The following is a 24,032-nucleotide window of genomic DNA, read 5'->3' on the forward strand; positions in this document are numbered from 1 at the left end:
ACAACATATCTTCAGGCTCTAAGAGCCGCCGTGTTAGGGTTGATATTCGGACAAATCAAGATTCTGAAGTAGACCGAGCCCTCCAGTGGTGGTGATATTTGTTACTTCATCGCAATTTGTGCACTAAAGTGGCACATGTCCTAATCCCTAAGTAGGAAGTAAAATAACGTGACTACCTCTCAACCCCAATCGAATATGAATTCGGGCGCGACGCCAGTGGAGTCAGAGGAGAAAGCATCCAAAAAGCGGCGTTTGAGACTGCAGACGGATCCTTTCATTTTCTTCGTCTCGGGCGGCTTTATTGTGGCCTTTGTTGCGCTGACTCTCGCATTTGGAGAGCGCGCCCGAAACGTGTACTCCGTTGTCTCTGGTTGGCTATTAGACAACCTTGGCTGGATGTACATTGGTGGCTACTCCCTTATGTTCGTCTTCCTAATCGGTATTTTCGTATCCAAGTACGGAAACCTCCGGCTGGGAGACGACGATGAGAAACCCGCCTACTCCGTGCCAGTCTGGTTTGCGATGCTTTTTGCGGCCGGTCTAGGCGCTACCTTGATGTTTTGGGGCGCAGCTGAGCCTTTGCACCACAGCTTCAACCCGCCGCGCGGCGATTTCTTGCCGATGAGCCAAGAAGCCATTGACCAAGCATTTGAATTTACGTACTACCACTTTGCCGCACACATGTGGGTACCTTTCGTGCTTCCAGGCTTGGCCTTGGGATATTTCATTTACAAGCGCAAGATGCCAGCACGTTTGTCGTCGACATTTTCGCCACTGCTTGGTCGCAAGGTGTACGAATGGCCAGGAAAACTTATCGATGCCCTCTCGATCATCGGTACTGTCTTCGGTCTCGCGGTCTCTGTGGGCCTTGGCGTGCTGCAGATCAACGCAGGTATGAACATCATGTGGGATGTCCCGCTTATCTCCGGCGTGGAATTAGCGATCATCATTGTTGTTACCATCGCAGCGTCCGTATCTGTTGCTTCTGGTCTCGATCGCGGCATCAAGATTTTGTCGAACCTTAACATTGGTGCGGCCGTCGTCCTGATGGTTTTCGTCCTGCTGATGGGACCGACGTTGACGCTGCTGCGCCATACAGTCGAAGGGGGATGCGGACTGTTTTTAGGATTGTTTCGGTTATGAAGCTATCAGGTTTCGGTGTGCATGGATGCTTATTCCGCCGAGAGAGTCTTTAATTCTGACTTTGTTGTAAAACTCAATGTAGGAATTTACTGCTTCTTCAAGCTCATCTACCCTGTGCCAAATCTTGTGGTAGTACATTTCATTTTTCATCCGGCCAAAGAAGCCCTCACAAGCTGAGTTATCTGGTGAACACCCTTTTTTGGACATAGATCTAATGATTCCGGCCGTTCGGGTTATGGTTATCCAGCTATTGGCGCGGTAGTGAGTGCCCCGGTCAGAGTGCACAACAAGCTTGTTCAACGCTGTTGGTGGATGGGATTCAAGCGCTTCTATAAGGGATTTCTCTGCTATTTCCATCGTGGGATGGCGACCGGTTTTCCATCCGACAATCTTTCCGTCAAAACAGTCCACAATGGCCGAGAGATAAACTTTTCCGTTGCTGGCTACAAACTCGGTTATGTCGGTCAACCACAGCATGCTTGGCTCGTCTGCATGAAAGTTTCTTTTGACGATATTCGGCGGCGCTGGAGTTATTTCCCCTGCGTAGCTGGAATATCGAATTTTCCTTCGCGGGCTACGAACTGGGATTGCCATCTCCTGCATTAGCCGGCGGACGACCTTTTCGCTAATAGTGATACCCTCATGACGCAATACCCACCAAGTTCTGCGATAGCCGTAAGTAAAGTGGCTTTCCTCAGCTATTTCAGCAATGCGCAGCCTGACATCTTGTAGCGGGTCTAGGCGAGCCTGGGCTGCGAGTTGATAGTAGAACGTAGAGGTAGAAAGGCCTGCTGTTTCCAACAGCATGGGAAGCGGAAGGTGGTTTCGGAGTGCGTCAACTACCAGAGTCTTCTGAAGATTGTTCAGTGCTCCCGGAGTGACGCTGTCGTCTTTTTTTATTAACATCAGCTCCTCAGCCATCACTGCTTTTTCAACCATCAATTGAGCTGCCAGCTTCTTTAGCTCTTTTGGATCGTCTGGTAGCGAGGCTTTGAGAGATTTCTTGGTCGGGATTTTTCTTTCAGTTCTTCGTTCTTCGTTGGACATCAGGCCCCATTCGCCGAGTTCACGATATGCTTGCGCCCAACTGTATACGCTCATCTTCGTATACAGATCGAGTTTGTCGGCGATTTCCTGAGGACGTAGGCCCTCTTTGTACATCTGCACAGCTTCAAGCTTGAGCTTCCAAGGATAGGAACGTAGCTTTGTGGCTTGCTTGCGTGGCTTAGGACCCGGCTTGAGAGGCTCCCGCAGCCATTTGTACATTGTCCAACGGCCTGGGTAGCCCAGATTGCGGATCGTTTCCACGACAGATTTGGTTCGTCGATACTCCGCGACAGCCTTCTTGCGTTCTTCTAGGGTGTAGGAACGGTTCACTAGGAAAACCTTTCAGGATTCCGTCCGCATCCCCAAGCGTTCGGTAACTACGGCTCGTCCTTGCCGGAGATGATGTTCTGGACGGATTCCTTTGCTGAGAATCCTGGCTGGCAGGGTACTTGGACCGTCTTCTACTGGGCATGGACTATTTGCTGGTCACCATTTGTCGGTATGTTCATCGCGCGCATCTCGCGTGGCCGTACCGTGCGTGAATTCATCGGCGGCGTACTAGCGTTGCCAACTGTTTTCGTGGTCATCTGGTTTTCTATCTTCGGCCGCGCGGCGATTGAGATGGAACTATCTGACCCCGGGGTTCTTACTGGACCGGTGGTCGAAGACGGCGATACTCCTGTCGCACTATTCGCGCTTTTGGAGCAGTACCCGATTTACGCCATCTCTGGTTCTTTGGCAATCTTTGTCATCGTAATTTTCTTCGTTACCTCGATCGACTCCGCAGCCCTTGTCATAGACTCATTTGCCACCGGTGAAGAAAATAAGTCCCCCGTGTTCTACCGCATCGGTTGGGCTATTGCTGTTGGCGCGGTGACCGCTGCGCTGCTGTTTATCAACGACACTGGTATCGAAGCCATACAAGAAGTCGTCATTATTGTCGCACTGCCGTTCTTCATCATGATGTTTTGCATGATGTACTCACTGCTGAAAGGCATGGGGGATGATTATGCGGCAGAGCGTCGCATCGCCACGCGTCACTGGGAGAAGACAGATAGCCCCGAAAAACTTGAAGAACATGAATCCCGTCCTGCCCCTGGTTTCGATGCTGACGGTAACGAGCTAGGTGTACCTGAATTTGCCTATGACGAAGAAGGACGTTTCCATATTCCAGGCCATGTGGTGGTTGACGGCGATGTTTATCTCGGCGGCGACGTCGACAATGAATATGAACCGGAAACCCCGCCTGAAGGTCCAGGAAACGAGGCAAAGGCCTAACAAAGTTTAAAGCTTTGCGCGTATTATCTTTGGAATAGATTCTTGCCTTAAAGCGGTCAGGTGCATTGGATAGGCGGCCGCTTTAACCGCGGCAAGCTTATGGAAAATCCAGGATAAATTTGCTGCCCAAGTGCGATTCCCATCTGAGATGGACTCCGCGCTTGGGCAGTTGCCGTTTTACTGGGAAAGGCAAGTATCCGGTAGCTAAGACCGCTACTGTCGCTGCCTTGTTGCTCACTGTTGCTAGAAGGAATGAAAGAGCATTTCTGCGAACTAAAATTCTGCTTCTCGTGGGGTGTGGAAATGACATCACAGACAACGGCGCTAACACACGTTGCATCCCGGTAATCCTCATGTGCTCATCTTGCGCAAGCGTTCCCGTATAAGGAGCGCCGAGCGCCGCATACTGCCGGTCATTGACCTATCCGTTTTAGTTCCTGGCTTGTCACAATGGTGATGACGTGAGTCGCTGCTTCATGGTGTTCCGTCTTAGCCAAACTAAAACCTTGTACGTGGGGAGAAGGGCTTAAAATTTAAGACTTTTAATTTTTAATTCATAGCCGCTGAACAGTCGCTTTCTACCGAGAATGAAATTAATTGCTTGTCGGGCTTGAAATTACGTGATAGAGATAAAGAGTCCATGCGGGTGCCACTAAAAGTGGCTGAGATCGGGCTAGTGAAGTCCGAGACCGTTGAACCTGATCCGGTTAATGCCGGCGTAGGAAATAGGAGACTTCATTGTCTGATCGTAATGTAAATTTGCCGACCCCTTTGAACGCGACCAACGAGGCTCAGGGTGCGCAGACATCCGAACAACATCCAGCTCACAGCCTGTCGTGGCTCGAAGATGTTGAACACGGAATCAGAGTGCCAGTAACCGCAATTGCCCAATCTGATTCCCCAGATGGCACGCCGAATGAACCGTTGAAGGTCTACCGGACCATGGGTCCTGGCAGCGTTCCGGAACAAGGCCTTGCGCCTTGGCGCGCCGAGTGGATAGCCGCATTTGGCGACACGGAAACCTATGAAGCTCGTGGTGCACGCCTCGAAGATGATGGCCGCACCGCTGTACGCCGTGGCGCGCCGTCCCAGCAGTGGCAGGGAAGCAAGCCGGTGCCCCTGCGCGCGAAATCCGGTAAACGGGTAACCCAGATGCACTACGCGCGTAAGGGTGAGATAACGCCGGAAATGCGTTATGTGGCGCTGCGTGAAAACGTCGACGTGGAGCTCGTTCGCAGCGAGGTCGCCGCGGGCCGGGCGATCATCCCTGCGAATATCAACCATCCCGAATCGGAGCCGATGATCATCGGTAAGCAATTTTTGGTGAAGATCAACGCCAATATCGGCAACTCTGCCGTTACCAGTTCCATTGACGAAGAAGTCGCCAAGCTGGAATGGGCGTCGAAGTGGGGCGCGGATACCCTCATGGATTTGTCGACCGGAAATGACATTCACACCACGCGCGAGTGGATTCTGCGCAATTCACCCATTCCGATTGGCACAGTCCCGATTTACCAGGCATTGGAGAAAGTCGATGGCGACGCCAATGCGCTGACCTGGGAGATCTACCGGGACACCGTTATTGAACAGTGCGAGCAGGGCGTTGATTACATGACCGTCCACGCGGGCGTGTTGCTGCGGTATGTGCCGCTCACCGCCGACCGAGTTACAGGCATTGTCTCCCGGGGTGGCTCGATTATGGCCGGTTGGTGCCTCGCTCACCACGAAGAAAACTTCCTGTACACCCACTTTGATGAGCTGTGCGAGATTTTCGCCGCTTATGACGTGGCATTTTCGCTTGGCGATGGCCTCCGTCCCGGCTCCATTGCCGATGCCAACGACGCCGCGCAGTTTGCCGAACTAGACACCCTGGCTGAGCTGACCCAGCGCGCGTGGGAATATGACGTACAGGTGATGGTCGAAGGGCCAGGGCATATTCCGCTGCACAAGGTTCGCGAAAACGTCGAGCGGCAACAAGAACTCTGCAAAGGCGCACCTTTTTATACGCTGGGCCCGCTGGTAACAGATATCGCGCCGGGCTATGACCACATCACCTCCGCTATCGGCGCAACCGAAATCGCACGCTATGGCACCGCGATGCTGTGCTATGTCACCCCGAAAGAACACTTAGGTCTTCCCAACAGGGATGACGTAAAGACCGGCGTGATTACCTATAAAATCGCAGCGCACGCAGCAGATGTTGCCAAGGGGCATCCCGGTGCCACCGCGCGTGATGATGCCCTGTCCAAGGCACGCTTTGAATTCCGGTGGAATGACCAGTTCTCGCTTGGTCTGGACCCGGTAACAGCCCAGGAATATCACGATGAAACTTTGCCGGCAGAACCAGCAAAGACCGCACACTTTTGTTCAATGTGCGGTCCGAAGTTCTGCTCAATGAGGATATCGCAAGATATCCGCGACACCTATGGCAGCGCCGAGGCCCAAGCTGCTATTGCTGGCATGCAGCAAAAGAGCCAGGAATTCCTCAACGCGGGAGGGCAAGTCTACCTGCCACAGCCGACCATCGGTGCCCCAAAGTAATCAGCTGACTAACAAGCTGGCTTTTAGACCACCTTGTGGGTCAGGTTTGCTGGACGGGTGTAGGTGTTGACCACAGGGGACCACTGGATTGCGTCATCGACAATCTTTTCTAGGGTCTCACGGTCAGCATCGCCGTCAACATCAACGTTGACCTGGACATCGGAAACACCTGGGCGCTTATCATCGCTCAAGTCGCCAACGCCCCAGACAGGGGAGACGTCAATGTTGGATTCGATATCGATGTCGATCTTGGTCAGGGTAACGCCACGGTGGGTAGCGATTGCCTGGATGCCCACGGAGATGCAAGCTGCTAGGCCGGCCTGGGCGATTTCGGTTGGGTTCGGCGCGGAGTCATCGCCAAGCAAAGCTGGTGGCTCAGACACCAAAACTGGCTTCAGGTCGCGAACCTGGGTGTAATTGCGGAAGTGTCCATCAGCCTCGGTGTGAGTCTTGATGACCTTCTTGCCGCCTTCTGGGGTATCGATATTCTTCTGACGCAACGACGCCAGCTTGTCGGCATCGATAGCCTCGAGTGGTTCGCCGGCCTTGTGATTAGGGGTGAGATCAGACATTAAAAATTCTCCTTCTTTCGTGGAATGTTTCCCACAATACGCGCCTTGAATGTAAATCGCTAGACAGCTTGGTTCATTTTATTCACACCGAGCGTTATATTAAATGCGCTCGTGGCGGCCTTGTCGGCTTCTTGAATAAACCAGGAGTCGGTCCCTGGCAGTGGTGGGGAAATAGTGGTGTCCGGGTACTGCGCGTGCGCGGGGATACCGACCATGTGTAGGCGTGGGTCTTCGTGGCCTTCGGCATCAAGCACGCGGCGCGACTGCGGATGTTGTGCGACTGATGCGGTCGGCAATTCCGTGCCATCTTCGGCGATATCGCTAAAGGCAACGACGCGCTTTTTCTCTACTAAGTCCTTCATGAAGGAATCCACCGGCATCTTGCGGATATCTGGCTTGTGCACCCAGGCGTCGAAAAGCGTGGTGCCGCGATAGCGCACGCCGCCGGAATAGGGTGAGCTCATGGTCCATTCACCGGTAGTACGGTCGGTATCGAGCAGCGGATAGCCACCGATGAACTTCACGACGCCTGCCTCCACGAGCGCCATGAGCTGACGCGTGCGGAAGATTGGTGGGCCGGAGCACGCCAGTTGCGCCAGCGCAATGGCCTTATCAAACATGTGGTGGCGCGATTCCACGGTGTATCGCCCTTCCGCCCCCAGCACCTGGGAGGGCTTGCGGGAAAAGCCCAAAGACCACAGGGCAGCACGCACTGGGCTATCTTGTCCCTGCTCGGCATCGCGCAGGTCTTCTTCCAGGCGCTGCATCACATACGCGGTGAGCTCTTGCGTGTTATCGAAGTTGGCTGGCAAAAGATGCATCCAGCGCAGCAGTGAAAAACGCTTGGTGGTGTACTTTTCGATGACCTCATCCATCGCGCTGACGCCATTAAAGACCACACTGGCATCAACCTCAGCGTCATCGATAGCCTGCACAATGGTGTCCAAGTCGGCCTTGAGTGCTTGTGGTTCTACGCGGGCCAAAGTTTTGACGTATGCGTGGTAAGCATCGCGCAGGACCGCTGGCCAGACCTCCACGTCATAGTCGATAGAGCGACGACCCTTACGATCGGAAAGATCCGCAACAACCTTCTTTAAACGGGGAATCTCCGCTGCTGGTGGCAATCCACCATCATCAGACTGTGGCATAAACGGGTAACCGCGCCTGGAGCTCGCGTAATACGTTGGCTCTTTACCGGTGGCAATATAACGCAGCCCACTGGCCGCATCTGGGTCCTCGACAAACTGCCCACCGCGTTCTTGCGTGGTCAAAATCAAAATATCGAAAAAGCCCATCCCTAAGCCGCGGGAGAGTACCTTTTCATTGTCCTTGATGGAACTAACATCCTGCTCAATTGGGTTATTTGCCCGAATCCAGTTGAGGCCTGGATGAGTGTCCAAAGTTTCTTTGATCCACTTTTCCTGCGCGGCTAGGCCCTGTTCTTGCCAACCTGTAACTGCAATGGTTGCCGAAGCTTCGACAGTTTCACCGTTATCTAAAGTGATGATGTCATAATTATCAGCTTCTTCGATGCTGGTGGCACGGGCCTTGTGGCTACGTACAGTGACCCACGACGGAATATCTTGCAGAACAGACTGATAAAACCACACTAAGTAATAGCCGTACAGCGCGCGTAGGGGATAAGACTCCGGGCGGAGTTCTTCTAATTCTTCGCGGCTAAAGCGCTCCCAAAGGCCATCGTCAAGCGGATGCTGTGTGACGTAATCCCGCTTTGCGCGGGTTACCTCCTCCTCGTGGCCTAAGTGCAGGCGCACCCACTCATAAATGGTGGGGCCTTCCACCACCGGCGCCTCCACCGTCGCGCCGGGCTCCGAAAAGAGTGTCATGCCGTGTGCGAAAGTATTCATGCACAGCGCCTTGGTCTGCGTGGTATCCCAAATCCGGCCACCGCCATGCTGTGCGTCATCAATTAAATGTAGATGGAATTCTTGCGGCGGGTTTTCCACCACATTAAAGTGCGCAACAAGCCGCTCCAGCGTCGATACGCCGCGCGGCCCTAATCCGATGAGCGCAATGGAAGGCGAAATAGTTGGCATAAAAGTTTCATCCCTAAGATTCATAGACCATAAAGTCTGTCGTTTCTTCCGTCGACTATACCAACCTGTCTACTAAAATTAGTAAGAGCGGTTCATAAGTAATTCTTCTTTGACTATTTGACCGCCAGCTAGGCGCCTGACCACCAGCTCCGGTCTGCAGCAAAATCCGGAATTTCATTCAGAATGGCCAAGAATATAAATGGCCACTAGCAGAGCTTGTTGAATTAAAACTTCGAATAGCGCAGCAGTTCCTATTCTCTAGGTAGGAGAGTGCCGCTGATTGCGCGGTGCGACATTGTAAGCCTCTCGCCAGATTCGGGTGTACTAAGCGGCAAAACTATTGACTGTCTTGGGTTAGGGATTGGAGGTACCAGAATGCCTGCCGCCCCTTATCGGCCCGAACGGCCTATTTTCGCGATTCTTAATGATATAGCCGCAGGTGGGCGAAGCTCTTCTCCGCATATGAGGAGGCCTAGATTTTCACAATCGATACGAAAATAACAAGTTGTCCCAATCTGATTTACAGCGGGCGTGGATACAAGGGTGTGAAGCTAGCCCTGAAAGTAGGCAATCGCGAAGCTGGCGCCTAAAGTAGCTCCCTGTGTTCACCGTCGCAGCAGTCATTGTCGTAGCCATCCTCATCGGCGCTTTCTTCCAGCGAATTACAGGCCTTGGGGTAGGGCTGGTTGGTGGTCCGGTTCTATCTATCTTTCTGGGGCCGGTTGCTGGCATCACCATGGTTAACGGGCTATCGATTATCAACGCAGTTAACAATGCTTGGGCGGTGCGTAAGCAGACGGACTGGCGCAAGTTCCGACTCATTTCGGGAGCGTTGGTGGCGGGATCTTTGCCGGCTGTGGCCGTAATTTTCTTTCTTGAGGGGCCGTGGCTGCTGGTGGCTATCGGTGCGTTTGTGCTGCTGGCGCTGGGTATCTCTCTTTTTCCGGCCGATAAATTTAACGTGTCGCCGGATGCCAAAGGCCCACTTTTGGCATTCGGTGCAGTCGGTGGATTTATGTCAACCATCGCGGGTATTGCAGGACCCTCTCTTACGGTGTATTCGCGTATTACTGGATGGGACTATCGGGAATTTGTGGCGACGCTGCATCCCGTTCTGGTTGTCGCGAATACCGTTTCTTTCCTGTTGAAGCTCGTCTTACTTGGCGGGGTCGATTTCACCGGTACTCCGCTGTGGCTGTGGGTGCTTGCCGTTGCGATGCTTTTTGTGGGGGCCTGGCTGGGCGACCGCGTAAGCGCCCGAATTTCCACCTCGATGGCGCGCTCTCTTGCTACTGCCTTGGCGGCCGCAGGAGCGGGCGCCGTATTGATTCGTGGGCTTATGCAGTTAGCGTAGGCTTCAGAGTTTTCCCAGGAGCAATGCTGCGATGCTAAGTGAGATTGGTTCTCCATTACTCAACAGCCCATAGATAGGTACGCTGAGTAAAATCAGCGCGGCGAGATATGAAGCCGGGGGTACCTCGCCAGCAAGCCCTACGCAAAGCACCACGATCTGCCTATCCCGGTCGATGCTGCGGACCAAGCCACTGCGCAGCGGGGCGGTACGAGCCGAAAGGGCTGCGAGCGAGCCACTGGACGTAGCGCGTGACGATGTTGAGGGCACTGCGGATATTTTCCGCTTTTCCGCTTTTCCGCGGGAAGTAAGGGAAGCGCTGTCGCGCTACGAAAAGTTCGCTATGGTTGCCTTGACCGGCAGTGTCGGCAGTGACAGAGGCTGTCAGTGGCACCTTAAAGCGCGTGCATCCGGAACTCGGGACAGGAGTGTAGTGCGGTTACCCGCATCGTGGTGGATGCAGAAGTAGAAACTCAGCTGGTAGAAAAATTAGTCAAGCAGATTATCACGCTGATGGTTGGGAACCCATCTGAAGGCGAGCACATCGAGCAGGGATTCTTGCCGTTTGCACAGCAAGAGACCGCAGACCGTGACGGCTTTATCGCGCCAACTGTTCTTGCTAATGTCCTGCTAGACATCGAAGCAGCACAGGAAGAAATCTTCGAATCCGAAGACGAAGCGATCAACCGCGCGAATCAAACCCGCATGGTTTGGGTGCGTCGGTATGAGCCATTGATGCAGCGCGCTCTATCATGTACCACGCAAGATCGTTGTAGGTACCGTAGGAGTCAATTCCTACCTCGTGCTGGCCAATGAGGCTCACATTCGGATTAACCACGCCCGTCATGCACGCAAGTGCGTGCTTAACGGAAGCGCAACGTATGAGGTAGTCAAACGCACAAAGGCGTGGCCTAGAGACTTTCCTCGGACCAGATCTTCGCTATTTCATAAGCACAATTAGCGTCCTACTAGCGTGGTTTCAAAGTTATGCATATCGGGGCGGTAGCAGTGATTGCCTAATTCGATGACCTGCCCGGAATTGTCCAGGGCTACACGTTCAACGGTGAGCAGCGGGCCGCCGTCATCGACATGCAGCAGGCGGCTTTCATCACCAACCGCGCGCCGGGCGCCAATCTTTTGATTCGCAATCTTTAAATCCACACCGCGGCGGCGCAGTGCATCGTACATGCCGCCGTCTTCTAGCTCTTCGCGGGTGATGTCATTAAAGGCTGGGGGAATGTGGTTTTCCAAAATCGCCACGGGGGTATCACCAGCGGAGCGAATGCGGCGAATGAACAGAACCTCATCACCAACAGAGACACCAAGCTTTTCCGCGATAGTGGAATTCGCCGCCAGCAAGCGATGCTCTAAGACTTCGGTCTTTGGATCCAGGTTGGCGTTTTTCAAGTCATTGTAAAAAGACGTCAGCTCTACCGGACGCGTCACGTGGCTTTGGACCACCTGCGTGCCCACGCCACGGCGGCGCACCAGCAAGCCCTTGTCCACGACTTCTTGGATGGCGCGACGCACGGTAGGGCGGGAGACGCTGAGGCGCTTAGCCAAAGAGATTTCGTTTTCTAAGCGCGTGCCGGGAGGTAAAACGCCATCGCGAATTCCATCTTCCAGGCATTGTGCTACCTGGAAGTAAAGCGGGACCGGGCCGTTGCGGTCTAGGTCTTTAAAAAGTTCGGCGGGCCAGACCGGTGCGCTGGATGTCATGGGCTTCCTTCTCTGCTCGTCTACCTTTTCGCATGCAATACGTTAGGACAATTGAACAATATTACTTTGACGGTGATTTGTCCAGAGCTTTTAGGGCTTTAGACCTGGGAGGAATTCACCTATCAGTTGGTTTATCTTGCGGTTTTGTAAAACGACGGTATCACCCGGCGTGCGAATTCGTGCAGTTTTAGAACTTTAAATGTGGTTTTTGTCAGTTTACAAGCCGTCTTTGTTAGCTGTTTTAAAGATTAATGCACCCAGTGGGGTGGTGTAAATACGCTGTTCGGGGGCAAAGTAGGTGCTAGCCAGGCGGGGTGATGTGCGTGATGAGCTGCAGATATGTGTTCGTCCTGCGGATGGAAAAGAATTTTTAAAGAACCCCTTGCGGCTTCATTTGAATGTGCTATTGTCAGGACATGCGGCCGTGAGGGTCGCCACAATAGATTTAATTTGAGTGAGAGGTTGCAGGAGTCAAATGGCGTATTTAACTAGCGCTCACGAAGTTCTGGCCATCGGCAGGCTTGGCGTGGATATCTATCCACTACAGTCCGGCGTTGGGCTAGAAGAGGTATCTTCTTTCGGCAAATACCTAGGCGGATCCGCAGCAAATGTCTCTGTTGCAGCCGCACGGCACGGGCACAATTCCGCACTGCTATCACGAGTAGGAAATGACCCACTGGGTAAGTACCTGCTCAATGAGCTGGAAAGGCTCGGGGTAGATAATCAGTACGTCGCTACTGATCCGACTTATAAAACCCCGCTGACTTTGTGCGAAATTTTCCCACCAGATGATTTCCCGCTGTACTTCTACCGCGAGCCCAAAGCTCCGGATATGTGCATCGAGTCCTCTGACGTCAAACTCGAAGATGTCCGCGATGCAGAAATCTTGTGGTTTACCCTGACCGGTTTAAGCGAAGAGCCAAGCCGCGGCGCACATCAGGAAATCCTGAACACCCGCGCCCGGCGCAAGCACACCATCTTGGACTTGGACTACCGCGACATGTTCTGGAATTCCAAGCAGGAAGCAACAGAGCAGGCACACTGGGCACTCGAGCATGCCACCGTTGCGGTCGGTAACAAGGAAGAATGTGAGGTCGCCATCGGCGAAACCGAACCAGAACGCGCCGGCAAGGCGTTGTTGGAACATGGCGTGAAGTTGGCCATCGTTAAGCAAGGCCCCAAAGGCGTGCTGGCCATGACTGAAGATGAAACCGTCGAAGTGCCACCGGTGTGGGTCGATGTTGTCAACGGCCTCGGCGCTGGCGATGCCTTCGGTGGCGCGCTGTGCCACGGTCTGTTGTCCGACTGGCCACTCGAAAAAGTCCTGCGCTTTGCCAACGCGGCAGGCTCGGTGGTTGCCGGACGCTTAGAGTGCAGCACCGCCATGCCAACCACTGAAGAAGTTGAAGCAGCCCTAAGTCAGAAGGTCTAGAGATGACTGCACCACAAATTTCACCAGCGAGCTTTGAAAAGCTCCGCACTATACGTGCTGAAGACCCCAATGCGGTTGCGGAGAGTTTCCGCAGGCGTAAAAAGCGCACTTTGCTTGGCGATGATGGGAAGTTGTTCATCGTCGCCGCCGACCACCCGGCGCGCGGGGCATTGGGCGTCGGCGATAACCCCACCGCCATGGCCAACCGATATGAACTGCTAGAACGCATGGCCATTGCGCTGTCACGCCCCGGGGTAGACGGTGTGCTGGGAACGCCAGACATCATCGATGACCTGGCTGCACTGGGTTTGCTAGACGGGAAAATCATCGTCGGTTCCATGAACCGGGGTGGACTGCGCGGGGCATCTTTTGAAATGGATGACCGCTACACCGGCTACGACGTGGCGAGCATGGCTGAACGCGGCATCGACTTTGCCAAAACCCTGGTGCGCATAAACCTAGAAGATGCCGGTACCTCACCAACATTGGAAGCCACTGCGAAAGCGGTCAATGAAGCCGCTGCAGCGCAGCTGCCGATTATGTTGGAGCCCTTCATGAGCAACTGGGTTAACAACAAGGTCGTCAATGACTTAAGCCCCGATGCCGTCATCCAGTCCATCGGCATTGCAGCAGGTTTAGGTAATGATTCCTCCTATACCTGGATGAAACTTCCAGTGGTCGAAGAGATGGAACGCGTCATGGAAGCAACCACCATGCCGACCTTGCTGCTCGGTGGCGATAACGGCGGTGACCCAGATGCAACCTATACCTCCTGGCAAAACGCCCTGTCTCTGCCAGGTGTTCGCGGACTCACCGTGGGACGCACTTTGCTCTACCCGCACGATGACGATGTCGCCGCTGCCGTCGATATCGCAGCGAATATGGTCCACCCGTCCTTAGTACCTTCCGCCTGATTTCTAACCCTGTACTTCCATCCCTTAAAGGAACACACATGTCTGAAAAGCTCATTAACCACTGGATCGATGGCAAAGAAGCCCCATCGGCCTCCGGCAACACCGCAGCCGTATACAACCCCGCAACCGGTGAAGTCACCGGCCAGGTAGCACTAGCCAACCAAGAAGAAATTGATGCCACCATCGCATCCGCTGCCAAGGCCGCGAAGGTGTGGGGTGGGATGTCCATCGCCAAGCGACAAGCCGTTATTTTCAAGTTCCGTGAACTGCTCAATGAACGTCGCGGCGAATTGGCAGAGATCATCACCGCTGAACACGGCAAGGTGCTCTCCGACGCCATGGGGGAGATCATGCGCGGCCAGGAAGTTGTGGAGCTGGCGACCGGCTTCCCACACCTGACCAAGGGCGCTTTCAACGAAAACGTATCTACCGGCATTGATGTCTATTCCATCAAGCAGCCACTCGGTGTTGTCGGCATCATCAGTCCATTTAACTTCCCAGCCATGGTGCCCATGTGGTTCTTCCCAATCGCAATTGCCGCCGGCAACGCGGTTATTTTGAAGCCTTCCGAAAAGGACCCATCTGCAGCACTGTGGATGGCGAACCTGTGGACTGAAGCAGGCCTGCCTGATGGTGTCTTCAACGTCTTGCAAGGTGACAAGCTGGCTGTCGATGGCCTGCTCAATAGCCCAGAGGTCTCCGCTATCTCGTTTGTGGGCTCCACCCCGATTGCGAAGTACATCTACGAAACCTCGGCGAAGAACGGCAAGCGCGTGCAGTCGCTCGGTGGCGCGAATAACCACATGTTGGTGCTGCCTGATGCTGACCTGGACTTGGTTGCTGACCAGGCTATCAACGCTGGTTACGGCGCTGCTGGTGAGCGCTGCATGGCTGTATCGACCGTGCTGGCGATTGACTCTATTGCTGATGAGCTCATCGCCAAGATTGAAGAGCGCATCGCTACCTTGCGCGTCGGCAACGGTGCCGGCGATGAAAACGGTGAGCCACACTTGGGCCCACTCATTTCCGAAGCACACCGCGAGCGCGTGTCCGGCTACGTCGATATTGCGGAAGCCGACGGCGCAAAGATTGTTGTCGATGGCCGCAGCTGCAGCGTGGAAGGCCATGAGGAAGGCTTCTTCTTCGGCCCAACGCTTATCGATGACATCCCCACCTCCTCCCGTGCCTACAAAGAAGAAATCTTCGGCCCGGTACTGTCGGTTGTTCGTGTTGCTTCCTTTGATGAGGCAATCGCACTCATCAACTCCGGTGAGTTCGGCAATGGCACCGCAATCTTTACCAACGATGGTGGTGCGGCGCGCCGCTTCCAGCATGAGATTGAAGTCGGCATGATTGGCATCAACGTCCCCATCCCGGTGCCAGTTGCCTACCACTCCTTTGGCGGCTGGAAGAACTCACTCTTTGGCGACGCCAAGGCCTACGGCACCCACGGATTCGACTTCTTCACCCGGGAAAAGGCGATCACCAGCCGCTGGCTCGACCCAGCAACCCACGGTGGCATCAACCTGGGATTCCCACAAAACGACTAGCTAAGTGAGCAGGAGAGGACATGAGCACAATGGGCACTGAGGAACGTTGGTTTCATAAAAAGGGCGATTTGGCTAGAGCTGGGTGGCAAACCGTTGTTGACGCCGATACCCCGGGATGGCAGTACACAGGCATTCGCATCGCAGAGCTTTCCGATGGCCAGTCTCTATCCTTAGACGATCTGGGCGTGGAGAGGATCTTCATCCCGCTCGCCGGGCACTTTCAAGTTGCGCACAACGATGAAGTGACCACGCTGAATGGACGCAAGTCTGTCTTTGATGGGCCCACTGATGTGCTCTATCTTCCAACGAATACTGCTGCGACGTTATCCGGTGAAGGCCGGGTAGCAGTGGCGGAAGCACCAACCAAGGAGCCGAAAGAGTGGAAGTACATTCCACCAGAGGGCACCCCGGTGGAGCTGCGCGGCGCCGGCCGTTCTAGCCGCCAGGTGCACAACTTCGGCACTCCGGAGGCACTCGATGCTGCACGGTTGATTGTGTGCGAAGTGATCACCCCGGGTGAGAACTGGAGCTCCTATCCACCGCACAAGCACGATGAGTACAAGCCGGGGCATGAGTCCAAGCTGGAAGAAATCTACTACTTCGAATCCGCTCCTTCACGCGTGGGCGGAAACCCCGACGCTGCCGATGGCGCCTTCGGAATGTTTTCTACCTACTCATCACCGGCCGGCGATATTGATATCAACGCCATGGTTTATACCGGTGATGTGGCCCTTGTTCCTTATGGCTACCACGGCCCAGCTGTGGCAGCACCCGGCTATGACTTGTACTACCTGAATGTCATGGCAGGACCTGATCCAGAACGCATCTGGTTAATTAATGACGACCCTGCGCACGCATGGGTTCGTGAGACTTGGAATGGGCAGGAATTTGATAACCGCCTGCCTTATGAACACCGGGAAGGCTAAATAAATGGCTGCTACAAAAACAATGACGGTCAGTCAGGCACTCGTTGAGTTCCTGGGGCACCAGTGGACCGTTGACGGTGAGCACCGCGAGCGCACCATCGCCGGCATGTTCGGCATCTTTGGCCACGGCAACGTTGCCGGTATCGGCCAGGCACTGAAGCAGTACAACGTGGATGAGCCAGAGCTCATGCCGTACTACCAGGCCCGTAATGAACAGGCGATGGTTCACCAATCCGTCGGCTATGCGCGTATGCACCGCCGCCGGGGCACCTATGCATCGGCAGCTTCTGTCGGCCCAGGTGCAACCAACCTGCTCACCGGCGCGGCGCTGGCTACCACCAACCGCCTGCCAGCGCTGCTCTTGCCCAGCGATACTTTTGCAACACGCGTGGCAGACCCTGTTCTCCAGCAACTCGAGCAGCCGTGGGATATCGGGCTGACCGTCAATGACGCATTCCGTCCGGTCTCGAAATTCTTCGACCGCGTGCAGCGCCCGGAACAGCTATTTTCCATCGCGTTATCGGCGATGCGCGTACTGACTGACCCAGCTGAGACTGGTGCCGTGACGATCGCCTTGCCAGAGGACGTACAGGCAGAAACCTTCGAGGTCCCGCTTGAATTCCTGCAGGACCGCGAGTGGCACATCCGCCGCCCACGCCCGGAGCGTGAGGCCTTGGCGCGTGCTGTCGAGGTCATCCGTAATGCGAAGAATCCAATGATCATCGCAGGCGGCGGCGTGCTGTATTCCTCCGCAGAACAGCAGCTGCAGGCCCTGGTTGAGCAGACCGGCATTCCGGTCGGCACTTCGCAGGCAGGCGGCGGCGTGCTGAATTGGGATCACGCGCAAAACCTCGGCGGCGTCGGTGCTACAGGTACCTTGGCTGCGAACCGCATTGCTGGCGAGGCGGACGTCATCATCGGTATTGGCACCCGCTACAGCGACTTCACCACCGCTTCACGCACCGCGTTCCAAAACCCAGACGTGAAGTTCGTCAACATCAACGTCGCGTCTTTCGATGCCTACAAGCACGGTTCGCAGCTTCCAGTCATCGCCGATGCACGCGAGGCCATCACAGAGCTTATGGATGCCTTGCAAGGATTCCGCATCACCGAGGACTACGCGCGTTCTATCGCGGAAGCTAAAGCCTCCTGGGATGCCGACGTGGACAAGGCTTTTGCACCCTCGAAGCTGGCTCTTCCTGGACAGCCAGAGATCATCGGTGCGGTACAGGAATCCACTGCACCAGAAGATGTCATCATTCAGGCGGCTGGCTCTTTGCCAGGGGATTTGCAAAAGCTATGGCGCGTGCGCGATCCACTCGGCTACCACGTGGAATATGCCTTCTCGTGCATGGGATATGAAATCGCTGGTGGTATCGGCGCCAAGCGTGGCCTCGATGCGGTGGGCGATGACCGCGACGTAGTCATCATGGTTGGTGACGGCTCCTATTTGATGCTGAACTCTGAACTAGTTACTGCCGTTGCCGAGGGCATCAAGGTGATTATCGTGCTCATCCAAAACCACGGCTACGCCTCCATCGGGCACCTGTCTGAAACGGTTGGTTCGCAGCGCTTTGGTACCTGGTACCGCGAGTACGACGAAGAGCACAAGAACTTCCAAGGCGAGCAGATTCTGCCCGTTGATCTGGCCATGAATGCCCGCAGCTACGGCCTTGATGTCATCGAAGTCGAGCCCGGGGAGAACTCCATCGAAGACCTGAAGAAGGCCATGGCTACCGCCAAAGCTTCTGACAAGTCCACCTTCATCCACATCAACTCCGACCCGCTTATCTACGCACCTGATGGCGCCGGCTGGTGGGATGTCCCGGTTTCTGAAACCGCGACCTTGGAATCGACCAACACCGCCCGCGAGGAATATCTCAAGCAACAAGCCTTCCAGCGCCCGCTTCTTGGCTAATCCGCCTGACCACAAAGTAAGGAACAACAATGACCACCTCTGTACCTTCTGATACCAAAGCCGCCTCCGTCGCCGGTGAAAACCCTGGCCTGCGCATCGGAACCGCACCTGACTCCTGGGGCGTCTGGTTCCCCGATGACCCGAAGCAGGTCCCGTGGGACCGCTTCCTGGATGAAGTAGTCAAGGCTGGCTACACCTGGATCGAGCTCGGCCCATACGGCTACCTGCCCACCGACCCACACCAGCTGGAAGACGAACTGGGCAAGCGTAATCTCAAGCTTTCTGCCGGTACCGTATTCACCGGTTTCCACAAGGGTGAAGAACAGTGGAAGCGCGCCTGGGACCAAGCACTCGATGTCGCAGGTCTTGCTTCCAAGCTGGGCGCTGAGCACCTAGTTGTCATCCCTGACCTGTGGCGCTCCGACGCCACTAGTGAGGTATTGGAATCACGCACTTTGGACGATGAAAAGTGGGCTAAGCTCGCCGCCGGCCACGACCGCTTAGGCAAGGCATTGCTGGAAGAATTCGGCATGAAGCAGCAGTTTCACTCCCACGCTGACAGCCATATCGGCACCACCCGCGAGGTTCTGCGCTTCTTGGAGGAAACCGACCCACGCTACACCAACCTATGCCTGGATACCGGCCACTTTGCTTACTACGGCGGCGATAACGTCAAGCTCATCGAGGACCATCCAGAGCGCATCGGCTACCTGCACTTGAAGCAGGTCGATCCATCATTGCTTTTCGATATTTTGAAAAATGACGTGCCATTTGCCGATGCCGTTGCTCAAGGCATCATGGTCGAACCACCGCATGGTGTTCCTGACCTGGCGCCAATCATTGAAGCTGTTTCGAAGATTGACTCCGATATTTTCGCCATCGTTGAGCAGGATATGTATGGCTGCGATGTGGACTACCCATTCCCAATTGCTGAGCGCACCCGTAAGCACATCTTCGGCTGCACGCACTTCGCCCGTATCAAGTAAACGAAAATCCACCAACCTAAAATTTTTAAGGAAATCATTATGACTAAGAGTCTTCGCGTCGGCGTCGTTGGTGCCGGAGCAATGGGTGCGGACCACATCGATCGCATTAACAACCGCACCTCCGGTGCTCACATTTCCGCCATCGTTGAACCAGATGCAGGCCGGGCCGCCAAGGCGGCTGAAAATGCGCCAGGTGCGAACACTTTCTCTAAGATTGAAGACGCCATTGCTGCCGATGCAGTCGACGCCGTTCTGATTGCCGTTCCTGGCCAATTCCACGAGCCGGTCCTTGTTCCAGCGCTGGAAGCCGGCCTACCCATTCTGTGTGAAAAGCCGTTGACCCCTGATTCTGAGTCTTCACTTCGCATCGTGGAGCTTGAGCAGAAGCTGGACAAGCCACACATTCAGATTGGTTTCATGCGCCGCTTCGACCCGGAGTACAACGAGTTGCGCAAGCTGGTGGAGTCGGAAGATGCCGGCGAGCTCCTCATGCTTCGCGGCGTGCACCGTAACCCAACCGTGGGGGAGAACTACACCCAGGACATGTTGATCACTGACTCCGTGGTGCATGAGTTTGATGTCATTCCATGGCTCGCAGGCTCACGTGTGGTCAGCGTGGAAGTTAAGTACCCCAAGACCAACTCCCTGGCACACGCGGGGATGAAAGAACCAATTCTGGTCATCATGGAATTGGAAAATGGTGTGCTGGTGGATGTGGAAATGAACGTGAATGTTCAATTCGGCTACCAAGTCGCTACCGAAGCAGTCTTTGAAAAGGGGCTGGCCCGAATAGGTCAGCCAGCAGGCCTGCAGCGCTGGAGTGCTGGTCAGTTCTCCGTGAAGGATCATGAGGACTTCACCACTCGTTTCGCAACGGCATATGACCGCCAGATTCAGTCCTGGGTGGATGCAGTTCATGAGGGTACTTTGGTGGCTGGTCCAAATGCATTCGATGGCTACCTGGTGGCATTGTCCTGCGAGGCAGGCGTCAAGGCTTTGAACGAAGGTGGCGTTGTTCCAGTTGAAGCAGAATCACGCCCTGATTTCTACGCATAAATTTTCAAAGATTCCTGTTTAAGAAGGAGAATCCCTTATGGTTCGCATTGCTTTTGACCCAACGCCTTTGCATCACGACTATGACTTGCTGGAATTTCCAGATGTCACCGCACGCTTGGGCTATGAGTACATGCAGATCACTCCGCATGTGGACTTTGGTCCTTTCTTCCGCCATCCCAAGGCTGACGATGATCTGGTGCAAGCGCTAAAGAAACGCGCCAAGGACGCGGGCGTCAAAATTCCAGCCATCTTGCCGGTGCACCGTTTGTCCTGGCCTGATGAAAACCTGCGGGTAGCTGCGGTGCGCAATCTCAAGCGCATCATTGAGCTGGCAGTGGATCTGGAAGTAGACACCCTGAATACGGAATTCTCGGGCCGACCAGAACGTCCTGAGGAATCAGAAGACGCTTTCTACCGTTCCATGGAAGAACTCCTTCCCATTTTGGAGCGCGAGGGCATCAAGTTCAACATCGATCCGCACCCGGATGATTTTGTCGAAGACGGCGTTGAAGCGTGGCGCGTAATCCGCGGCTTGAATTCCAAGCAAGTGGGCTTTGTCTACGTTGCGCCGCATACCTTCCATATGGGAGACCAACCAGAAAAGATTCTCACCTCAGTCGGTGATCGTCTCGGCGCTGTGTATTTGTCAGACTCCTTCGACCATCACAAATCCCACGGTCTGCGCTACATCACCAACCCACCGGGTAATGCAGTCCGCGTGCACCAGCATCTCAAGATCGGTGATGGTGACGTTGATTTTAACGAGCTGTTTAAGTTGCTTCGGACCACCGGCTACCTAGACCGCGAGGATGCCCTTCTGGTATCCAATGTCTTTGCCGAAGATGAGACCTTCCTTGATGTTTCGCGCTACCAGCTGCAAAAGATCAAGGAGTTGGTCGACAACGCTTAAGCGCTAACAGCCTAGGCGTTAACAGGCTAGACGCTAACACCAGATACGGCTCGGGAATCCTCCAGAAATTGCAAGGACTCCCAAGCCGTTATGCATTTCATCTCCACGGAAGGAGCACGCTTATGGCTCAGACATGGTCATTTAGCGTCTCTATTGCCTTGCTCGCGGCCGGGGCACTGTTTCTAGAGATCCTCGACGGCACAATCTTGACCACGGCGATTCCTGCCATCGCGAGCGAATTTGGTGTGGGCGCAGGCGAGGTCAGCCTCGTGCTGGTGGCCTATCTAGTAGCGGCAGCCGTCGGCATCCCTGCGGCCGGGTGGCTATCAGATCGCTTCGGCGTGCGGTCAGTTTTTCTGCTGGCACTTCTTGTATTCACTGTCGCGTCGCTTATCTGCGCACTTGCTCCTAACCTAGGCCTGCTCATTGCGGCACGTGTTCTGCAAGGCCTCGGTGGTGCGCTCCTTGTGCCGGTTGGGCGATTGGCCGTTATTCGCGGAACAGATCCCAAAGACTTACTCGATGCCATCGCATTTTTAACTTGGCCTGCGCTTGTCGCACCAGTTATTGCACCGGTGCTGGGTGGTTTGATTACCGACACCATTGGCTGGCGATGGATCTTCTTCATCAACGTGCCACTTGGAATAATCGCTCTTATCGCGGGAGCGTTCATCCTGCCTAAAGACACAAAGGTTTCCACAGGGCGTTTCGATGCGGTGGGGTTTATCGGCGTTGCCATCATCATGGTCGCGCTAACTATCTGCGCAGAACTTCTCACAACCGAAGTAGACCACCGCGGGCTGTATGCCCTGACACTGGTTGCCATTGCCGCTATCACCACGGGGTTCATCACCTGGCGGCTGCGCACCCCGGGGCGGCTTTTCGATGTCACAGTGCTGCGTATCCAGACGTTTCGAGTAGGGAATGCATCGGGAAGCATCTACCGGCTGGTTATTACTGCCTTGCCGTTTATGTTTACCCTGTTATTCCAACTGTCTTTTGGCTGGTCTGCGACCATGGCAGGCGTGATGGTCGTGGCGCTTTTCGCAGGAAACGTCGCGATTAAGCCTTTTACCACGCCAATCATCCGCAGGTTCGCCTTCAAACCAGTGCTGATTTTCTCTAATGCCGCTGGTGCCATCGTTCTAGCTTCATTTCTGTTCGTCACGGCGGAAACACCGCTGGCAGTCATCGGCGTCTTGTTGTTTGTCTCCGGAGCGCTGCGCTCGTTAGGGTTTAGCGCCTACAACACTCTGCAGTTCGTGGATATCGGACCTGAGCAAACCAATAACGCCAATGTTCTATCGGCAACGCTGCATCAGCTCGGTATGTCTCTCGGCATTGCCGTCGGCGTCATAGCTATTTCGCTTGCGCCGACTTTCGCGTGGGCGTTTCCCCTCGCAGCCGCGCTATTCATATTGCCTCTCTTGGGCGCTGCGATGCTGCCACCAAGTTCCGGCGCTAGTGCCTTAGAAACCAAACAACCGAGATACCCCAAGATTAAAAGTGACAAGAAAGTAAGTGAAAACCTATGAATGTCCGTATTGGATTAGTTGGTTATGGAACCGGTGGGCGATATTTTCACGCGCCCTATATTGAAGCCTCCCCGCATTGTAAATTAGTGGGTGTGGTGGCACGTTCTGAAGCCTCGAAAGCAAAGGTCGAAGAAGATTTCCCTGGGCTTCCGACCGTTGATTCATTGGAGGCATTAGTGAATCTTGGTGTTGACGCGGTGGTTATTTCTACGCCACCCGATACGCGCCGAGACCTGGTTTTAGAGGCGATTGACGCAGGGGTGGCAGTGGTGGCTGATAAGCCCTTCGCCCCAAATGCTCAGGCCGCGCAAGAGCTTGTCGATGCCGCCGAGAAGGCCGGGGTTCTCCTCAACGTTTTTCACAATCGTCGCTATGACACAGACATCGTCACAGCCATGAAAATCAGGCATTCGCTTGGGCAGTTGCACGGTCTGGACTTGCGTTTTGATCTCAATGAGCGGGATTCTTTGGAGCTGGGGCCTGAAGGAGGTCTGCTTCGGGATTTAGGATCCCACGTAGTCGACCAGGCATTGATGTTGATGGGACCTGTACGTGAAGTAACTGCTCATCTCAGTTTTATCGAAAGCGCCGAAGGACTCACAGATAAGAGCTTTCGCATCATCATTGAGCATGGTTCGGGTGCTGTATCCACGATTTCTGCGAGCAAGGTAGATTGGCTGGTATCGCGTGAGATTCGCCTAATTGGCGAACATGGTGCGTATGTCTCCGATTTTCGTGATGTGCAAACCGAAGCCATCAAGAAAGGACAACGCCCGGCAGGAAAACGTGATGCGTGGGGCTATGAATCCCACGACAGGTGGGGCCAGCTGCGCACTGCCAGCGGCGTCGAAACGGTACGTTCAGCGCAAGGTGATTACACCAATTTCTACGATGAGCTTGCTCGCGCGATAGAAACCAAGACATCTGGTCCGGTTCCTGCCCAGCAAGGAGTCGAGGTTCTTAAAGTCTTGGATGCTGTGGTCGAAAGCGCGAAAGAAGGCCGAGCAGTTCGCATTCTTTAAGTGGTATTTTTCAAAAGGGATCGCCGAATTGGCTAACTAGCCCGGTTGACTAGTTAGCTTTTGCTAGCTGTGGGG

The 24,032-nt window shown here is 54.6% G+C and carries 17 protein-coding genes, 2 pseudogenes and 1 riboswitch; of the genes and pseudogenes, 15 read left to right on the top strand and 4 right to left on the bottom strand.

The genetic code is table 11. The features are described 5' to 3' along the window. Positions 1 to 195: 195 nt before the first annotated feature. A pseudogene (locus CSTAT_RS03305) lies at positions 196 to 1,104 on the top strand (BCCT family transporter); the annotation flags it as partial. A gap of 33 nt (positions 1,105 to 1,137) precedes the next feature. On the opposite strand, the gene CSTAT_RS03310 reads toward CSTAT_RS03305, so the two are convergent. Further along, positions 1,138 to 2,520 carry an IS3 family transposase gene (locus CSTAT_RS03310; RefSeq protein ID WP_075722456.1) on the bottom strand — a complete coding sequence of 461 codons (1,383 nt, stop codon included), beginning with the start codon at positions 2,518 to 2,520 and terminating at the stop codon, positions 1,138 to 1,140. 33 nt (positions 2,521 to 2,553) lie between these two features. On the opposite strand from CSTAT_RS03310, the pseudogene CSTAT_RS03315 reads away from it, so the two are divergent. Together CSTAT_RS03315 and thiC are read left to right on the top strand one after the other, a co-directional pair. Then, a pseudogene (locus tag CSTAT_RS03315) lies at positions 2,554 to 3,468 on the top strand (BCCT family transporter); the annotation flags it as partial. Positions 3,469 to 4,100: 632 nt separating this feature from the next. After that, positions 4,101 to 4,210, top strand: a riboswitch (TPP riboswitch). Between the two features lie 29 nt (positions 4,211 to 4,239). After that, positions 4,240 to 6,009 carry a phosphomethylpyrimidine synthase ThiC gene (thiC, locus tag CSTAT_RS03320; protein ID WP_156845143.1) on the top strand — a complete coding sequence of 590 codons (1,770 nt, stop codon included), beginning with the start codon at positions 4,240 to 4,242 and terminating at the stop codon, positions 6,007 to 6,009. Between the two features lie 23 nt (positions 6,010 to 6,032). On the opposite strand, the gene CSTAT_RS03325 is transcribed toward thiC, so the two are convergent. Together CSTAT_RS03325 and CSTAT_RS03330 are read right to left on the bottom strand one after the other, a co-directional pair. Next, the gene (locus CSTAT_RS03325) at positions 6,033 to 6,581 is read right to left on the bottom strand and encodes an OsmC family protein (RefSeq protein WP_075722457.1); all 549 of its coding nucleotides are present in this window, start codon (positions 6,579 to 6,581) and stop codon (positions 6,033 to 6,035) included. A gap of 59 nt (positions 6,582 to 6,640) precedes the next feature. After that, positions 6,641 to 8,638: an FAD/NAD(P)-binding protein gene (locus CSTAT_RS03330; protein WP_075723777.1), complete on the bottom strand. Its 1,998-nt coding sequence runs from the start codon at positions 8,636 to 8,638 to the stop codon at positions 6,641 to 6,643. Positions 8,639 to 9,239: 601 nt separating this feature from the next. Here CSTAT_RS03330 and CSTAT_RS03335 point away from each other — a divergent pair. Beyond that, positions 9,240 to 9,992, top strand: coding sequence for a sulfite exporter TauE/SafE family protein (locus tag CSTAT_RS03335; protein ID WP_075722458.1), 753 nt, complete (start codon positions 9,240 to 9,242; stop codon positions 9,990 to 9,992). Positions 9,993 to 10,439: 447 nt separating this feature from the next. After that, positions 10,440 to 10,805 (top strand): hypothetical protein, encoded by a 366-nt coding sequence (locus tag CSTAT_RS13795; RefSeq protein WP_075722460.1) that lies wholly within the window; start codon positions 10,440 to 10,442, stop codon positions 10,803 to 10,805. Between the two features lie 141 nt (positions 10,806 to 10,946). Here CSTAT_RS13795 and CSTAT_RS03350 read toward each other — a convergent pair whose 3' ends face one another. Beyond that, entirely contained in the window at positions 10,947 to 11,708 is a 762-nt protein-coding gene (locus CSTAT_RS03350) for a GntR family transcriptional regulator (RefSeq protein ID WP_066792656.1), read from the bottom strand. Positions 11,709 to 12,183: 475 nt separating this feature from the next. On the opposite strand from CSTAT_RS03350, the gene iolC reads away from it, so the two are divergent. From iolC to CSTAT_RS03400, 10 genes are all read left to right on the top strand, one after another. After that, positions 12,184 to 13,140 carry a 5-dehydro-2-deoxygluconokinase gene (iolC, locus tag CSTAT_RS03355; protein WP_075722461.1) on the top strand — a complete coding sequence of 319 codons (957 nt, stop codon included), beginning with the start codon at positions 12,184 to 12,186 and terminating at the stop codon, positions 13,138 to 13,140. A gap of 2 nt (positions 13,141 to 13,142) precedes the next feature. Then, entirely contained in the window at positions 13,143 to 14,054 is a 912-nt protein-coding gene (locus tag CSTAT_RS03360; protein WP_075722462.1) for a class I fructose-bisphosphate aldolase, read from the top strand. 38 nt (positions 14,055 to 14,092) lie between these two features. Further along, entirely contained in the window at positions 14,093 to 15,604 is a 1,512-nt protein-coding gene (locus CSTAT_RS03365; protein WP_066792660.1) for a CoA-acylating methylmalonate-semialdehyde dehydrogenase, read from the top strand. 29 nt (positions 15,605 to 15,633) lie between these two features. Then, positions 15,634 to 16,530, top strand: coding sequence for a 5-deoxy-glucuronate isomerase (gene iolB, locus CSTAT_RS03370; RefSeq protein ID WP_075722463.1), 897 nt, complete (start codon positions 15,634 to 15,636; stop codon positions 16,528 to 16,530). A 4-nt stretch (positions 16,531 to 16,534) separates the two neighbouring features. Beyond that, positions 16,535 to 18,448 (top strand): 3D-(3,5/4)-trihydroxycyclohexane-1,2-dione acylhydrolase (decyclizing), encoded by a 1,914-nt coding sequence (iolD, locus tag CSTAT_RS03375; RefSeq protein WP_075722464.1) that lies wholly within the window; start codon positions 16,535 to 16,537, stop codon positions 18,446 to 18,448. 29 nt (positions 18,449 to 18,477) lie between these two features. After that, entirely contained in the window at positions 18,478 to 19,434 is a 957-nt protein-coding gene (locus CSTAT_RS03380; RefSeq protein WP_066792666.1) for a sugar phosphate isomerase/epimerase family protein, read from the top strand. Between the two features lie 39 nt (positions 19,435 to 19,473). Further along, on the top strand, positions 19,474 to 20,490 hold the full coding sequence (locus CSTAT_RS03385; RefSeq protein WP_075722465.1) for a Gfo/Idh/MocA family oxidoreductase: 1,017 nt from the start codon (positions 19,474 to 19,476) through the stop codon (positions 20,488 to 20,490). Positions 20,491 to 20,527: 37 nt separating this feature from the next. Next, on the top strand, positions 20,528 to 21,400 hold the full coding sequence (locus CSTAT_RS03390) for a sugar phosphate isomerase/epimerase family protein (protein WP_066792670.1): 873 nt from the start codon (positions 20,528 to 20,530) through the stop codon (positions 21,398 to 21,400). Positions 21,401 to 21,522: 122 nt separating this feature from the next. Then, positions 21,523 to 22,935, top strand: coding sequence for an MFS transporter (locus CSTAT_RS03395; protein ID WP_083640641.1), 1,413 nt, complete (start codon positions 21,523 to 21,525; stop codon positions 22,933 to 22,935). Further along, a complete protein-coding gene (locus tag CSTAT_RS03400; RefSeq protein ID WP_075722466.1) occupies positions 22,932 to 23,957 on the top strand; it encodes a Gfo/Idh/MocA family oxidoreductase in 1,026 nt (341 codons plus the stop codon). Before CSTAT_RS03395 ends, CSTAT_RS03400 begins: the two co-directional genes overlap by 4 nt. Positions 23,958 to 24,032: the final 75 nt, after the last annotated feature.

Source organism: Corynebacterium stationis, assembly GCF_001941345.1.
In the GTDB taxonomy this organism is placed as follows: Bacteria; Actinomycetota; Actinomycetes; order Mycobacteriales; family Mycobacteriaceae; genus Corynebacterium; species Corynebacterium stationis.

Coding starts and splice junctions, on each gene's coding strand:
- CSTAT_RS03325 (WP_075722457.1), bottom strand. CDS start 6,581: ATGTCTGATCTCACCCCTAATCACAAGGCCGGCGAACCACTCGAGGCT.
- CSTAT_RS03330 (WP_075723777.1), bottom strand. CDS start 8,638: ATGCCAACTATTTCGCCTTCCATTGCGCTCATCGGATTAGGGCCGCGC.
- CSTAT_RS03350 (WP_066792656.1), bottom strand. CDS start 11,708: ATGACATCCAGCGCACCGGTCTGGCCCGCCGAACTTTTTAAAGACCTA.
- iolC (WP_075722461.1), top strand. CDS start 12,184: ATGGCGTATTTAACTAGCGCTCACGAAGTTCTGGCCATCGGCAGGCTT.
- CSTAT_RS03360 (WP_075722462.1), top strand. CDS start 13,143: ATGACTGCACCACAAATTTCACCAGCGAGCTTTGAAAAGCTCCGCACT.
- CSTAT_RS03365 (WP_066792660.1), top strand. CDS start 14,093: ATGTCTGAAAAGCTCATTAACCACTGGATCGATGGCAAAGAAGCCCCA.
- iolB (WP_075722463.1), top strand. CDS start 15,634: ATGGGCACTGAGGAACGTTGGTTTCATAAAAAGGGCGATTTGGCTAGA.
- iolD (WP_075722464.1), top strand. CDS start 16,535: ATGGCTGCTACAAAAACAATGACGGTCAGTCAGGCACTCGTTGAGTTC.
- CSTAT_RS03380 (WP_066792666.1), top strand. CDS start 18,478: ATGACCACCTCTGTACCTTCTGATACCAAAGCCGCCTCCGTCGCCGGT.
- CSTAT_RS03385 (WP_075722465.1), top strand. CDS start 19,474: ATGACTAAGAGTCTTCGCGTCGGCGTCGTTGGTGCCGGAGCAATGGGT.
- CSTAT_RS03390 (WP_066792670.1), top strand. CDS start 20,528: ATGGTTCGCATTGCTTTTGACCCAACGCCTTTGCATCACGACTATGAC.
- CSTAT_RS03395 (WP_083640641.1), top strand. CDS start 21,523: ATGGCTCAGACATGGTCATTTAGCGTCTCTATTGCCTTGCTCGCGGCC.
- CSTAT_RS03400 (WP_075722466.1), top strand. CDS start 22,932: ATGAATGTCCGTATTGGATTAGTTGGTTATGGAACCGGTGGGCGATAT.